Genomic DNA, 13205 nt, shown 5'->3' with positions numbered 1-13205 from the left:
GATACGCTAGAGGCATGGTTCTCGCGACACTCGATACGCCGCTCGACGGGGTCGTCGGCGCGCGCACCGCGAAGCCGCTCGAGCGCGCCTTCGGGGTGCGCACCGTGGGAGAGCTGCTGCACCATATCCCGCGCCGGTACTCGCGGCGGGGTGAACTGACGCCGCTCATGGGGTTGCCGCTGGGCGAGCAGATCACCGTCGTGGCGCAGGTGCTCGACGTGCGCGAGCGTCAGATGCAGCGTCGCCGCGGCAAGATACTCGAGGCCCGCATCACCGACGGCACCGGCACGCTCACGCTCACGTTCTTCAACCAGCCCTACCGCATCCGCGATCTGGTGCCGGGGCGGCGGGGCATCTTCGCCGGCAAGGTCAGCGAGTACCGCGGGCAGTTGCAGTTGCAGCACCCCGAATACGAGATGTTCGAGAACCGCGACGAGGCGCCGGGGGGCGCGCAGCTCGACGAGGCTGCGGCGCGCGCCTGGGCCGAGACGCCGGTGCCGATCTATCCGGCCACCGCGCAGATGCCGAGCTGGACGGTGCAGCGCGCGGTCGAGCTCGTCCTCGACGCGCTCGGCCCGGTGGCCGACCCGCTGCCCGCCGAGATCCGCGAGGCCGAGGGGGTCATGGCGTACGGACCGGCGCTCGAGCTGATCCACCGTCCCCAGCACGACGCCGACTGGCGCGGCGCCCAGCAGAGTCTGCGGTTCCGCGAGGCCTTCGAGCTGCAGCTCGCGCTGCTCGACCGTAGACGCCGGACAAGCCTCGAGGCGAGCACACCGAGGCCGCTGTCAGGCGCGGAGGCCGGGGGATCGGGGCTGGGATCAAGTTCAGGATCCACACCGCTCGACCGCTTCGACGCAGCGCTGCCATTCGACCTCACGGGCGACCAGCGGCGCGCCGGCGAGACCATCTCGCACGAGTTGGCCCAGCCCCACCCGATGCATCGGCTGCTGCAGGGCGAGGTCGGGTCGGGCAAGACGCTCGTCGCGCTGCGCGCCATGCTGCAGGTGGCCGCGAGCGGCGGCCAGAGCGCGCTGCTCGCCCCCACCGAGGTACTCGCGGCGCAGCACTTCCGCTCGATCGTCGACGCTCTCGGCCCCGACCTCGCGGCCGAGCTCAACCCGGTGCTGCTGACCGGGCGCATGCCGGCGGCGGAGCGCAAGCGGGCGCTGCTCTCGCTCGCCTCCGGTACCTGTCGGATCGCGGTCGGCACGCACGCGCTCATCGGCGAGAACGTGACCTTCTACGACCTCGGCCTCATCGTGGTCGACGAGCAGCACCGCTTCGGCGTCGAACAGCGCGAGGCCCTGCGCCGCAAGGGCGCGTCGCCGCACGTGCTCGCCATGACGGCGACCCCGATCCCGCGCACGGTCGCGCTCACCGCCTTCGGCGACCTCGAGGTCACTACGATCCGCGAGCTGCCCCCGGGGCGGCAGGGCATCGAGACCTTCACCGTGCCCGAGCTCGAGATGCCGAACCGTGCCGCCCGTGTGTGGGCGCGCACCGCCGAGGACCTGGCTGCGGGCCGTCAGGTCTACGTGGTCTGCCCCGCGATCTCGGCGGGCGAGGTCGATCCCGAACTCGAGAACGAGTTCGAGAACGAGGATGTCGACGCTGAAGCCGAGCGGCCGAGGCCGCTCGCGAACGTCGAGGACACGGTCGCCGAACTGCGGCGGCGACCCGAATACGCGGGCGTGCGGATCGAGGGGCTCGACGGCGGGATGGCCTCGGACGAGAAGGACCGCGTGATGCGCGGCTTCGCGGAGGGGCGGATTGGGATCCTCGTCGCCACCACCGTCATCGAGGTCGGTGTCAACGTCCCCAACGCCTCGATCATGATCGTGCGAGACGCCGACCGCTTCGGCATCTCGCAACTGCACCAGTTGCGCGGTCGAGTGGGCCGCGGCGAGCACCCGGGTCTGTGCCTGCTGATGACGACGGCCGCACAGGGAACGGTCGCGCGCGAGCGCATCGAGGCGGTCGCCGCGACCTCCGACGGCTTCGCCCTGGCCGAGATCGACCTCGAGCTGCGGCGCGAGGGCGATATCCTCGGCACCGCGCAGTCGGGCGGGCGCTCCACGCTGAAGCTGCTGCGCGTGGCCGAGCACGGCGAGCTGATCGCGCACGCCCGCGAGGTCGCGGCGGCGCTCCTCGAGCGCGATCCCGAACTCGAGACCGCCCCCGGCCTCGCCGAGCTGATCGCCCGCGAGCACGAGGCGGGCCTGCTCGAAAACCTCGCGAAATCCTAGAGAACGGTACCCAGGTACCACACGGTGGGCACTCGGGGTCGATCCGGGCCCCGACCGGCGACCCTACGGTGGAAGCAACGATGCAGCACGCTGCAGCACCGCACGCACCACGCGAAGGAGACCAACATGATCGAGGCACGAGGCCTGAGCAAGCAGTACGGCAAGAAGACGGCCGTCGACGACATCAGCTTCTCGATCAAGTCGGGTCAGGTGACCGGCTTCCTGGGCCCGAACGGCGCCGGCAAATCGACGAGCATGCGGCTCATGGTGGGGCTGGATCGCCCCTCGGCCGGCACGGTCACCGTGAACGGCAAGCGCTACGCCGACTCGCACGCGCCGCTCGCAGAGGTCGGCGCGCTGCTCGACGCCAAGGGGGTGCACCCCGGACGCACCGCCCGCGGACACCTGCGCGCACTCGCGGCGACGCACGGCATCCCGGATCGCCGAGTGCACGAGGTGCTCGAGCAGACGGGCCTCTCCGCGGTCGCGAACAAGCGGGTCGGCGGCTTCTCACTCGGCATGGGGCAGCGGCTCGGGATCGCGGCCGCGCTGCTCGGCGACCCGCAGACGCTGATTCTCGACGAGCCCGTGAACGGCCTCGACCCGGACGGCGTGCTCTGGGTGCGGCAGCTGCTGCGCCACCTCGCCGGTGAGGGGCGGACGGTGCTGCTCTCGAGCCACCTGATGAGCGAGATGGCGCAGACCGCCGACCACGTCATCGTGCTCGGTCGGGGGCGCGTCGTCGCCGACGCGCCGATCGCCGACTTCGTCGCGGGCGGCGGCGCGCAGCGCGAGCGGGTGCGGGTGCAGAGCCCCGAAGCCGCGAAGCTCGCGTCGCTGCTCATGGGCGCCGAAGGCGTGCAACTCGATCCCGAGGGCGATCAGGGCTTCACCGCCCGGGGGATCACGGCGGCCGAGATCGGCCGCGCCGCCGCTGCCCACGGCATCGAGCTGCACGAGCTCAGCCCGGTCTCCTCGTCGCTCGAGGACGCCTACCTCGCGCTCACCCGTGGCGAGCTCGAGTACGAGACCGCCTGAGCCGCCTCAGATCATCCCAGTAAGGAAGACATCATGACCTCCACCATCACCATCGACGCGAGCAAGGTCCCCGGTGAGAACGCCGGCGGATCCTCCACTCGCTCCGCACGGCAGCCCGCCCGCCCGATCATGGGCGCGCCCCGCCTCACCTTCGGCGGCGTGCTGCGCTCCGAACGCATCAAGCTGCTCTCGCTGCGCAGCATTCGTCTCACGCTGCTCATCACCGTGCTCGTCGGGCTCGGATTGAGCGCGATGATCGCGCTGCTGTGGAGTAGCGAAGCGGGCAGCCCCGATTCCATGATGACCCTGGACGCCGCCGGGCTGCAGAGCTACCTGCTGATCGTCTCGACGTTCACCGCACCGTTCCTGGCGCTGGTGTTCGGGGTGCTCGGGGTGTTCGCTGTGACGAGCGAGTACTCGAGCGGCATGGTCCTCTCCACGCTCACCGCGGTTCCTCGCCGCACGCCGGTGATCGTGGCGAAGGCGATCGTCACCGCGGTGGTGGCGGCGATCACCGCCCTGGTACTCGTGCTCGGCGGGCTGGCGCTCGCGATCGCGTTCCTGCCGCAGGCCGCCGAGCAGCTCGGTTCCGCGACGGTCATCTCGGGCGGCCTCGGAACGCTGGCCTATCTCGTGCTCATCACCCTGCTGGCGTTCGGCATCGCCGCGATGCTGCGCTCGACGGCGGGCGGTATCGCCGTGATCGCGGGCATCACGTTCGTGCTGCCGATCGCGATGCAGATGCTCATGCTCACCGGGTGGGAGTGGCTGCCGACCGTCTCCGCGTACCTCCCGGGCGATCTGGGCGGCACCCTCTCGATGGGGCTGCCCGCTCCGGGCACTCCCGGCGCCGGTGCTGCGGTCGGCCCGGACTACTGGGGCGCGCTGATCGCGATGGCGATCTGGGCGGCGGCCGTGCTCGTGCCCGCCGCGCTTCTCTTCAAGCGCCGCGACGCGCGCTGAGCGACGGGAAGAATCACTAGGGTGAAGGGGTGAGCATAGAACAGTCGACCGCGGCCGAGGTCCGGCTGCCGCGCCCGCCGGGAGTGATCCGGCGGGCGCTGGCCGCGCACCCGCTCGCGGTCGACGTGTTCATCGTCGTCTGGTACTTCATCGGGTGCGCACTCGCGCTCGGCATCGACATGGTGGGCATGCTGAGCGCGAGCACCGTCTACGGCGCGCCCTATTACCTGCAGGGCGCGTGGTGGCTGCTGGCGGTGGTCAAGGCTCTGGTCATCGCCCTCGCGCTGCTGTATCGCCGCCGTTTCCCGTTGGCCGGGCTGATCGTGGTGACCCTGCTGCTGCTCTGGGAGTACAGCGCGCAGGCCCTGCCCAACGGCGTCGCGCTGCTCTTCATGATCTACGCGGTGCCGGTGTATCGCAGTGTGGCCGCCGGGTGGGTCGGCTACGGCGTCGCGGTCGCGGGATCCATCCTGAGCTATTTCCTCACGGGAGGGGCGGGGGAGGTCTCGGCGGAGACGGCGGTCCCGGGCGGGGTCTTCCTGGCCGACGGCAGCGGTTTCAGAACCTCCGAATTCATCGCACTCACGGTGATGACCGCGATCTGGTATCTCGCGATACTGATGCTGGGCATCAACCTCGGCAACCGCCGCCGCTACGTCGAGGCGATCATCGATCGCGCCCACCAGCTCGCGAGGGAGCGCGATCAGCTGGCGCAGCTCGCCGTGGCGGAGGAGCGATCCCGCATCGCCCGGGAAATGCACGACATCGTCGCGCACTCCCTGTCGGTGATGATCGCGCTTTCGGAGGGTGCGGTGCGCGCGGCGCAGGCCGCTCCGGATGCCGCAGCCGATGCGATGTCGCGCAGTGCGGAGACGGGGCGCACGGCCCTCGCCGAGATGCGTCGCCTGCTGGGAGCACTCACGGACCAGGGCGAGCAGGTGGATCTCGTGCCGCAGCCGGGCGTGCAGGATCTGCCCGAGCTCGTGAGGGGCTTCCGGGATGCGGGCGTCGACGCGCGCCTCGAGATATCGGGTGAGGCTTCGGGGGATCGGGGGCAGGATCTCGCGGTCTACCGCGTGGTGCAGGAGGGGCTCACGAACGTGCTGCGCTACGCCGGAACGGGCGCACGGGCGGAGGTTCGCGTCGAGCGGCTGCCCGATCGCACGGTGGTCGAGGTGCGAGATTTCGGCGCGGTGCCCGGGTCGTCGACTCCCGTATCGGGGGTCGGTTCGGGGCGCGGGATCGCCGGCCTGCGCGAGCGGGCGCGAGTGTTCGGCGGAGAGATCTCTGCGGGCCCCACTCATATGGTGGGCGGAGGATGGCTGTTGCGAGCGGTGCTGCCGGTCAGTGCGGCGGCTCGAGAACGGGTCGCGGGCACCTGGAACGAAGAGGAGAAGCGATGAGCGAGGCTCAGATCAGGGTGATGCTGGTCGATGACCAGGAACTGATCCGCACGGGGTTCAGGCTGGTGCTGCTGGCTGAGCCGGGCATCGACGTGGTCGCGGAGGCCGCCGACGGTGAAGCTGCGCTCGCCGAGCTGGCGAGGCTCGAGGCCGAGGGGCGGGGGTGCGATGTCGTGCTCATGGACGTGCGGATGCCGGGTATGAACGGCATCGAGGCGACCGGGCGCATCGTGGCCGAGCACCCGCACACGCGGGTGCTGGTGCTCACCACCTTCGATCTCGACGAGTACGCCACGGGGGCCATTCAGGCGGGTGCGAGCGGGTTCCTGCTCAAGGACGCGCGCCCCGATGACCTCGTCGATGCGATCCAGCGCGTCGCTGCGGGCGACGCTGCCATGGCGCCGAGCGTCACGCGCCGGCTCATCGAGCAGATCCGCCAGACGGAGCCCGCGGGGCGACCGCGCGACGAGCACCCCGCGGTCGCCGCCGAGCCCGGCGAGGTCTTCGAGGTGCTCACGGCGCGCGAGCTCGACGTGCTTCGGCTCATCGCCGACGGGCTCAACAACTCGGAGATCAGCGCCGAGCTGTTCCTCTCGGAGTCGACGGTCAAGACCCACGTCGGGCGCGTGCTCGCCAAGCTGCAGTTGCGCGACCGCGTACACGCGGTGATCTTCGCGAAGCAGCACGGCCTCTGATTCTTCCAAGCTGCGACAGATAGGGTGGGAAGCATGACCAAGATCGCTGTCGTACCCGGATCTTTCGATCCGGTCACTCTCGGACACCTCGACGTGATTCGTCGCGCCGCCGACATCTTCGATGAGGTGCACGTGCTCGTCGTGCACAACCCGGGCAAGGACGCGATGCTGCCCATCTCCGAGCGTGTCGGGCTGATCCAGAAGGCGCTCGACGAGGACCCGCAGATGCCCCGCAACATCCTCGTCGCCTCCTGGTCGGTCGGCCTGCTGGTCGACTACTGCACGGAGGTGGGCGCTTCGGTGCTTGTCAAGGGCATCCGGTCGCAGATCGACGTCGCCTACGAGACACCCATGGTGATCATGAATCGCAGCCTCGCCGGTGTCGAGACGGTGTTTCTGCTTCCCGACCCCGGGCACGCTCACGTGTCGAGCACGCTGGTGCGCCAGGTGTCCTCGTTGGGCGGTGACGTCTCGCCCTACGTGCCGCCGGCCGTCGCCCGCTTCCTCGCCAAGACGAGGCCCGCCTGATGAGCGGCGCACGAGTGTTCCACGAAAACATCCGCGACATCTACAACCGTCCCGGCGAGATGCGCGAGCGGTCGCGCACCGTGGCCGCCCCCGAGAAGCTCGGTGAGGGCCTCGCATGGGTCGCCGAGGGGGAGGACATCAACCTCGACCTTCGTCTCGAATCCGTGCACGAGGGGATCCTCGTGTCGGCCGAGGTCGGCACGACGGTGCACGCGGAGTGCGGGCGGTGCCTCAAAGAGTTCGCCACGCCGTTTCAAGTCGAGTTTCAGGAGCTTTTCGCGTATACTCCTACGGAGGCCGACGAGTACGGGGTTCACGGTGATCACGTGGATCTTGAACCCCCGCTCCGAGACGCGGTAGTGCTTGCACTGCCGTTCCAGCCAGTGTGCCGCCCGGACTGCCCGGGGCTCGACCCCGAGTCCGGTGAGTTGCGCGAGGCCGAGGCTGCAGCCGAGCCCGTTGCGGTCGATCCGCGGTGGGCTGCGCTGGCCGGGTTTCTGGCCGAAGAAAAAGACGTGGATCGGTCTTCCGATCCTGAAGGCAACTAGGAAAGAGAGCATCATGGCTGTTCCCAAGCGCAAGATGTCGCGTTCGAACACCCGTCACCGCCGTTCGGCGTGGAAGGCCGAGGCCCCCAAGCTGGTGAAGACCGTCGAGAACGGCCGCACCGTCTACAGCCTCCCGCACCGCGCTCGCGTGGTCGAGGACTCGCAGGGCAACGCCCTCTTCCTCGAGTACAAGGGCCGCAAGGTCGCCGACGCCTAAGTTGGCTTCGAACTCTCGAGAGCCGTCGGGAACGCCGCAGGGCGACCCCGGCGGCTTTCTCGTGCCCTTCGGCGTGACCGTCGATCCCGCACTGCTCGACCTCGCCCTGACGCACCGCTCGTGGGCCTACGAGCAAGGCGGGGCGCCCCACAACGAGCGACTCGAGTTCCTCGGCGACTCGATCCTCGGTCAGGCGGTCACGGTCAAGCTGTACCGCGACTACCCGGAGCTGAGCGAGGGCGAGCTCGCGAAGCGTCGCTCGGCACTCGTGTCGACCGTGGCGCTCGCGGAGGTCGCCCGAGGCCTCGGGCTCGGCGCTTCGCTGCGGCTGGGGAAGGGCGAGAAGCAGACGGGCGGCAGGGACAAGGATTCGATCCTCGCCGATACCGTCGAGGCGATCATCGGTGCGGTCTTCCTCTCGACTGATGCCGAGACGGCCAACCGCTTCGTGCTCGATCTCGTGGCGCCGCTGTTCGCGGATCCCGACCGCTTCACCGTGGCCGTCGATCCCAAGACATCGCTGCAGAAGGAGGCCGCGCGTCGCGGTCTGCCGCACCCGCCCTACGAGACCTCGGGCTCCGGCCCGGATCACGATCGGCGCTACACCTCCCGCGTCACCCTCGAGGGCATCGTGGGTGTGGGCGAGGGCACCAGCAAGAAGACGGCCGAGCTCGCCGCGGCGCGCGACGCCGTCGAGCAGCTGCGCGTGCGCCGCAAGTCGCGCAAGAAGTAGCTCGCGCGTGCCTGAGCTTCCCGAGGTCGAGGTCGTGCGCGCCGGACTCGCGCCCGCCGTGACCGGCGCGACGGTGATCGCTGCCGAGGTGCGCGACCCCCGCGCCCTCAAGCGGCACCTGCCGCTCGGCGCCAATGGGGTACCAGGCGACGATGGGCTGGGCGGGCACGGCGTCACGCTGACCCCGGAGGCCGGATTCGCCCGCTCCGCCGATTTCGAGCGTCGGGTGGCGGGCCTGCGGTTCGCCGCGCCGCAGCGCCGGGGCAAGTTCCTGTGGATTCCGATCGCGGGGGAGGGGCTCCTTTCACCTGTCGCGTTCCCTGAGCCCGTCGAGGGGAACGGGCCGCCCACCCAGGCGCTGCTCGCCCATCTCGGGATGAGCGGACAGTTGCTGCTGCGCTCACTCGATGCCCCCGACGATCGGCACGTGCGGATCCGGCTGTGGATCCAGCATCCGGAGCACGGTGAGCTGAGGCTCGACTTCGCTGATCAGCGCCTGTTCGGCTCGCTCGCCCTCGACGGGCTCGCCGCGGCGGCGGGCGGAGGCGCGATCCCGAAACAGGCCCGCCATATCGCGCGCGACCCGCTCGATCCGGCCTTCGACGACGCCGCGTTCGTGGTGGTGCTGCGTTCGCGCAGCTCCGGGGTGAAGAAGCTGCTGCTCGATCAAACCCTCGTGAGCGGCGTCGGCAATATCTACGCCGATGAGGCGCTGTGGCGGGCGCGGCTGCACCCCGAGACCGCGGGCACATCGGTCGGACCGCGCAAGGCGCGAGATCTGCTCGCGGCGCTGCGCGACGTGTTCGCGAAGGCGCTGGCCGAGGGCGGCACGAGCTTCGACGCCCAGTACGTCAACGTGAACGGCCAGGCCGGTTATTTTGCGCACTCGTTGAACGCCTACGGACGCACGGGAGAGCCGTGCCCCCGCTGCGGCGAGCCGATGCAGCGCATCGCGGTGGGCGGGCGCTCGAGCCATTTCTGCCCGAGGTGCCAGCGGCGCCGGTGACCCGACTCGCGCCCGCTCTGGGGGCTGGCTGCAACTGCTCCGCCGTGTCTCCCGCTATCGTGTGGCGGCCTTGTACGTGGGATCTGCGGATCCAGCATGCGAAACTTGCTGCTCGGCAGTTAATGTGGGCCCATGCCCGAGCTGCACACTGAGATTGCGCTGTTCACGGCTTCGGCCGCGTGGACGACGCGGGTTGTTCGTTCCGTGCCCCCATCCGCCTGGGACGGGCCGGGACTCGGAGACTGGAACCTACGGGCGCTCGTCGGGCATACGAGCAGAGCAATGCTGACCGTCGAGCAGTATCTTGCGAGCAGGGCGCCGGAAGAGGCAGTGACGAGTGCCGGGGAGTACTACGAGCGCGTGGCCGAGTTGTCCGGCGCCGGCGAGGTCGCGGTGCTGCAGCGAGGGATCGAGGCTGGTGAACTTCTCGGCGATACTCCCTCAGCCGAGTTCTCCGCGATCACGGATCGAGTGACCGGTCTGCTCGAGAGCATCGAAGGCGAGCAGGATCGGCTCATCAGCACGATCGCCGGAGGCATACTGCTGAGCAACTACCTCCCGACCCGTAGCTTCGAGCTAGTTGTGCACGGCCTCGACATTGCCCGTGCTATCGGTTCGGACGCCGAACCCCCGAACCTCTGCCTCAACCGAGCTCTTGAGCTGAGTATCGATCTCGCGTTGCGCACGGGAAGGGGATCTGACCTGCTGGTGCTCCTCACCGGCCGCACCTCTTCAGGGTTTTCGGTGTTGCCGTAGGGCGTGGCCTCATCTTCAGCGTCCCGATCCTCCTCGAGACGATTCGAGCCTTTCCCACTGAGACGCAACTTCACCGCGCGGCTAGCTGGGCAGCGGAGAGCCGCCTCGCCTCGGAATCAGGCGCGCGAGAACCTGGCACGCCAGAGCAGCCGGGATCAGGATCGCAGCTCCCGCGATGTAATCGCCGTAGCCGAGCGGTGGGCCGGTGCGTTCGATGTCGCGACGCGCGAAGGCTGCGCCCGGCCACATGACCGGGAGCGCCGTCGCGACGCCCGCGGTGTACCTGCGCTGCACGAACGACGCCAGGAGGTGCGTCGCGACGTGAGCCTCGAGTCCCGCTGACACCGCTCGATAGAGTTTCGAACGACCCTTCGTTCGCGCGCCGCGGTGACACGCGAATGAGACGATCGTCCCCATGAACCCGACGGCGAGCCATGACTGGCGCTGATCGAGGCGGAGCCGTTCGATTCCGGTCTCATCGGCGAGTGCATCGCAGGTCGCCGGGAACGCGAGCGCCTCCTCGATGTCGTGGATCGCCCAGGCCACGAGCAAGGCTGTCGGTCCTTTGAAGCCCATAGCCCCGAGTGTAGCCGTAGCCCTTACCCCGATGCGCTCCTTGCGTATGTGGCCGCGCTCACGACATCATGAATGCGTGCCGATGCATCGCGAGGAAAGAATCGGTGAGGTATTCCGGGCGTTCTTGAAGCTCGGGGTGACTTCGTTCGGCGGTCCGGTCGCTCATCTCGGCTACTTCCGCGAGGAGCTCATCGAGCGCCGGAAGTGGGCGAGCGAATCCCAGTACGCCGAACTCGTGGCACTCTGCCAGTTCCTGCCCGGGCCGGCCTCCAGCCAGGTGGGGTTCGCCCTCGGGCTCCTCCGGGCCGGGTGGCTCGGGGCACTCGCGGCGTGGACCGCGTTCACGATGCCGTCGGCGCTGCTGCTGGTGCTGTTCGCGATCGGCGCGGTCGGCCTCGACGGGCCGCTGGGCTACGGGCTGCTCCTCGGACTCAAAGCCGTCGCCGTCGCGGTCGTCGCGCACGCGGTGTGGGGCATGGCCCGCACACTCACGCCGGATCTGCGTCGCCTGCTCATCGGTCTCTTCGCGGCTGTGCTCTGCCTAGTGCTACCGGGGAACCTCGGGCAGATCGCAGCGATCATCGCGGGTCTGATCGCGGGGGCTCTGTGGTGCGGAGGGGTCGTCGGCCCGTCCTCCGAGCCGCTCGCGATACGCGTCTCCCGCAGGGTCGGGATCTCTGCGCTGCTGCTATGCGTGCTGATGCTCGTGACATTGCCGATCCTCGTGCGCGTCACCCAGAACAGTTGGATCGGTATCGCCGACGCCTTCTCCCGCGCCGGTGCGCTCGTCTTCGGCGGCGGGCACGTCGTCCTCCCGCTGCTGCAGGCGGAGCCGGCCGTCTCGGGCGGGGTGACGCACGAGCAGTTCCTCGCGGGTTACGGCGCGGCCCAGGCGGTGCCGGGGCCGCTGTTCACCTTCGCAGCCTACCTGGGGTTCGAGATGGAATCCGGTCTCGTAGCGGGCGTAGTGGGGGCTCTCTTGGCGCTGATCTCGGTGTTCCTCCCCGGCGTGCTGCTGCTGGTCGCCGCCCTCCCGTTCTGGAGTCGGCTGCGTGCGAGCACCGGAACGCGCTCCGCCCTGGCGGGAGCCGGCGCGGCCGTGGTCGGGATCCTCGCCGCCGCGCTCTGCACGCCGGTCATCACCTCCGGCATCACCGGGTTCGTGCCGCTCGTCATCGCGCTGGCCTGTCTCGCGATGCTGCTCGTGTGGAAGCTCCCGGCGTGGCTCGTCGTCATCGGCGGAGCGTGCGCGGGGCTCCTCGCGGGGTTTCTGGGGATCCCGGTCGGCTGGGTCTAGCCGAGTCGCGAGCCGAGCCGCGGGTTGCGTCGGATCAGAACGCTCAGGCTCGCTTCGACCGCATCGCCCGCGTCTGTCGCAGAGCGGGGTCGGTTGCGAGCGCCTGATAGCGATCGGAATCGAGTGGCACGAGCCCGACCCGGCCCTGCGAATCGTGGTGGATACCCCAGCCGTACCGTTTCCCCAGCGGAGACGCCCGCAGGCAGGCCTGGCTCTTCGCGAAGAACGCCTTGCGGGCTTCGGAAAGCTCTTCGTCGGGGATCTCCTGGCGGATGCGGTGCACCTCGAACAGCACGTCGTCGCTCGTGAGCTCGTACGGGCGCTCGGAGATGAGCCGGTATTGGAGGGATGCGACGGTGGGGCCTTTCGTGCCGACGGAGGGCGCTTCGGCTTGCGTGACGGGGCAGTCATCTGCGACCCGGATGAACGTGTCGATGTAATTGGTGGATCCCATGTTCTCAATCTAGCCACTGCTCGCGGGAGTAGCACGGTGTTCGAGCTGCCCAGGATCGATGGGAAATATACTGCGCACATGAGTGTGAGTGCCTCCGCCCGCGTGCGCCTGCGAGTGCGATCCGCTGTCTCGATCGTGCTCGGGATCGCGGCCGGTGCCGCTGTGGCGCCATCGCTCGGGATCGCGGCCGGGTTGCTCGCCGGTTGGGGCGTCGTCGCGCTCGTGAACGTGGTCTGGGTATTGCTGACCGTCTGGTCGATGGGACCCGCCGAGACGAGGGCGCACGCGACCGCCGAGGATCCGGGGCGCAGTGCTGCCCGTGTCATCGCGGTGGTGAGCAGCGTTGCGAGCCTGGTCGCGGTAGCGGTGGTGGCGGCCCAGGCACAGCGGGCGGACGGGATCACCGCCTACCTGCTGGCGGGGATCGCGCTGCTCAGTGTGGCGAGTTCGTGGGCGCTGATCCACACGAACTACATGCTGCGCTACGCCGACCTCTACTACCGCAGCGGGAAGGACGGCGAGGCGCTCGGCGGCATCGACTTCAACCAGGCCGAACCGCCGCAGTACACCGACTTCGCCTACTTCTCTGTCGGCCTCGGAATGACCTACCAGGTGGCCGACACCGATGTGAGTCGCTCCGACGTACGCCGCGTGGTGATCGCGCAGACCCTGCTCGGCTACCTGTTCGGCGTGGGGATCATCGCGAACGTCGTCAACCTCACCTCTGGGCTGGGGTGAGCGC

15 protein-coding genes are annotated in these 13205 nt (G+C 69.4%); 13 read left to right on the top strand and 2 right to left on the bottom strand.

All coding sequences use genetic code 11. The features are described 5' to 3' along the window. Positions 1 to 14: 14 nt before the first annotated feature. The 11 genes from AC0KXF_RS01810 (at position 15) to AC0KXF_RS01760 (ending at position 10136) form a co-directional block, all read left to right on the top strand. Positions 15 to 2249, top strand: coding sequence for an ATP-dependent DNA helicase RecG (locus AC0KXF_RS01810; RefSeq protein WP_473107569.1), 2235 nt, complete (start codon positions 15 to 17; stop codon positions 2247 to 2249). 126 nt (positions 2250 to 2375) lie between these two features. Then, positions 2376 to 3287, top strand: coding sequence for an ABC transporter ATP-binding protein (locus AC0KXF_RS01805; protein WP_473107568.1), 912 nt, complete (start codon positions 2376 to 2378; stop codon positions 3285 to 3287). 33 nt (positions 3288 to 3320) lie between these two features. Continuing rightward, a complete protein-coding gene (locus AC0KXF_RS01800; RefSeq protein WP_473107567.1) occupies positions 3321 to 4250 on the top strand; it encodes an ABC transporter permease in 930 nt (309 codons plus the stop codon). A 29-nt stretch (positions 4251 to 4279) separates the two neighbouring features. After that, entirely contained in the window at positions 4280 to 5653 is a 1374-nt protein-coding gene (locus tag AC0KXF_RS01795; protein WP_473107566.1) for a sensor histidine kinase, read from the top strand. Further along, positions 5650 to 6348 carry a response regulator gene (locus tag AC0KXF_RS01790; RefSeq protein WP_473107565.1) on the top strand — a complete coding sequence of 233 codons (699 nt, stop codon included), beginning with the start codon at positions 5650 to 5652 and terminating at the stop codon, positions 6346 to 6348. Before AC0KXF_RS01795 ends, AC0KXF_RS01790 begins: the two co-directional genes overlap by 4 nt. Before the next feature lie 33 nt (positions 6349 to 6381). Continuing rightward, positions 6382 to 6876 carry a pantetheine-phosphate adenylyltransferase gene (gene coaD, locus AC0KXF_RS01785; RefSeq protein ID WP_473107564.1) on the top strand — a complete coding sequence of 165 codons (495 nt, stop codon included), beginning with the start codon at positions 6382 to 6384 and terminating at the stop codon, positions 6874 to 6876. Beyond that, on the top strand, positions 6876 to 7424 hold the full coding sequence (locus AC0KXF_RS01780; protein ID WP_473107563.1) for a YceD family protein: 549 nt from the start codon (positions 6876 to 6878) through the stop codon (positions 7422 to 7424). Before coaD ends, AC0KXF_RS01780 begins: the two co-directional genes overlap by 1 nt. Before the next feature lie 13 nt (positions 7425 to 7437). Continuing rightward, positions 7438 to 7641 carry a 50S ribosomal protein L32 gene (rpmF, locus tag AC0KXF_RS01775; protein ID WP_017885009.1) on the top strand — a complete coding sequence of 68 codons (204 nt, stop codon included), beginning with the start codon at positions 7438 to 7440 and terminating at the stop codon, positions 7639 to 7641. Between the two features lie 61 nt (positions 7642 to 7702). Then, the gene (gene rnc / locus AC0KXF_RS01770) at positions 7703 to 8374 is read left to right on the top strand and encodes a ribonuclease III (RefSeq protein WP_473107886.1); all 672 of its coding nucleotides are present in this window, start codon (positions 7703 to 7705) and stop codon (positions 8372 to 8374) included. Between the two features lie 7 nt (positions 8375 to 8381). Continuing rightward, on the top strand, positions 8382 to 9380 hold the full coding sequence (mutM, locus tag AC0KXF_RS01765) for a bifunctional DNA-formamidopyrimidine glycosylase/DNA-(apurinic or apyrimidinic site) lyase (protein WP_473107562.1): 999 nt from the start codon (positions 8382 to 8384) through the stop codon (positions 9378 to 9380). 132 nt (positions 9381 to 9512) lie between these two features. Further along, the gene (locus AC0KXF_RS01760) at positions 9513 to 10136 is read left to right on the top strand and encodes a maleylpyruvate isomerase N-terminal domain-containing protein (RefSeq protein ID WP_473107561.1); all 624 of its coding nucleotides are present in this window, start codon (positions 9513 to 9515) and stop codon (positions 10134 to 10136) included. 81 nt (positions 10137 to 10217) lie between these two features. Here the strand turns inward: AC0KXF_RS01760 and AC0KXF_RS01755 are convergent, their stop codons facing one another. Further along, a complete protein-coding gene (locus AC0KXF_RS01755; protein ID WP_473107560.1) occupies positions 10218 to 10712 on the bottom strand; it encodes an HXXEE domain-containing protein in 495 nt (164 codons plus the stop codon). Positions 10713 to 10743: 31 nt separating this feature from the next. Between AC0KXF_RS01755 and chrA the strand changes: the two genes are divergently transcribed. Next, positions 10744 to 12009, top strand: coding sequence for a chromate efflux transporter (gene chrA, locus AC0KXF_RS01750; RefSeq protein WP_473107559.1), 1266 nt, complete (start codon positions 10744 to 10746; stop codon positions 12007 to 12009). A 43-nt stretch (positions 12010 to 12052) separates the two neighbouring features. On the opposite strand, the gene AC0KXF_RS01745 is transcribed toward chrA, so the two are convergent. After that, positions 12053 to 12463, bottom strand: a complete 411-nt coding sequence (locus AC0KXF_RS01745) for a DUF6157 family protein (RefSeq protein ID WP_473107558.1) — start codon at positions 12461 to 12463, stop codon at positions 12053 to 12055. A gap of 78 nt (positions 12464 to 12541) precedes the next feature. On the opposite strand from AC0KXF_RS01745, the gene AC0KXF_RS01740 reads away from it, so the two are divergent. Beyond that, entirely contained in the window at positions 12542 to 13201 is a 660-nt protein-coding gene (locus AC0KXF_RS01740) for a DUF1345 domain-containing protein (protein WP_473107557.1), read from the top strand. Positions 13202 to 13205: the final 4 nt, after the last annotated feature.

Source organism: Leucobacter holotrichiae (assembly GCF_055791005.1).
This window is presented reverse-complemented; position numbering and strand designations above follow the sequence as displayed.

What these genes read in the sequence shown, in the direction of transcription:
- coaD (WP_473107564.1), top strand. Translation starts at nt 6,382, where the DNA reads ATGACCAAGATCGCTGTCGTACCCGGATCTTTCGATCCGGTCACTCTC.
- AC0KXF_RS01745 (WP_473107558.1), bottom strand. Translation starts at nt 12,463, where the DNA reads ATGGGATCCACCAATTACATCGACACGTTCATCCGGGTCGCAGATGAC.
- AC0KXF_RS01740 (WP_473107557.1), top strand. Translation starts at nt 12,542, where the DNA reads ATGAGTGTGAGTGCCTCCGCCCGCGTGCGCCTGCGAGTGCGATCCGCT.
- AC0KXF_RS01780 (WP_473107563.1), top strand. Translation starts at nt 6,876, where the DNA reads ATGAGCGGCGCACGAGTGTTCCACGAAAACATCCGCGACATCTACAAC.
- AC0KXF_RS01810 (WP_473107569.1), top strand. Translation starts at nt 15, where the DNA reads ATGGTTCTCGCGACACTCGATACGCCGCTCGACGGGGTCGTCGGCGCG.
- AC0KXF_RS01790 (WP_473107565.1), top strand. Translation starts at nt 5,650, where the DNA reads ATGAGCGAGGCTCAGATCAGGGTGATGCTGGTCGATGACCAGGAACTG.
- AC0KXF_RS01760 (WP_473107561.1), top strand. Translation starts at nt 9,513, where the DNA reads ATGCCCGAGCTGCACACTGAGATTGCGCTGTTCACGGCTTCGGCCGCG.
- rpmF (WP_017885009.1), top strand. Translation starts at nt 7,438, where the DNA reads ATGGCTGTTCCCAAGCGCAAGATGTCGCGTTCGAACACCCGTCACCGC.
- AC0KXF_RS01805 (WP_473107568.1), top strand. Translation starts at nt 2,376, where the DNA reads ATGATCGAGGCACGAGGCCTGAGCAAGCAGTACGGCAAGAAGACGGCC.
- AC0KXF_RS01800 (WP_473107567.1), top strand. Translation starts at nt 3,321, where the DNA reads ATGACCTCCACCATCACCATCGACGCGAGCAAGGTCCCCGGTGAGAAC.
- chrA (WP_473107559.1), top strand. Translation starts at nt 10,744, where the DNA reads ATGCGCTCCTTGCGTATGTGGCCGCGCTCACGACATCATGAATGCGTG.
- AC0KXF_RS01755 (WP_473107560.1), bottom strand. Translation starts at nt 10,712, where the DNA reads ATGGGCTTCAAAGGACCGACAGCCTTGCTCGTGGCCTGGGCGATCCAC.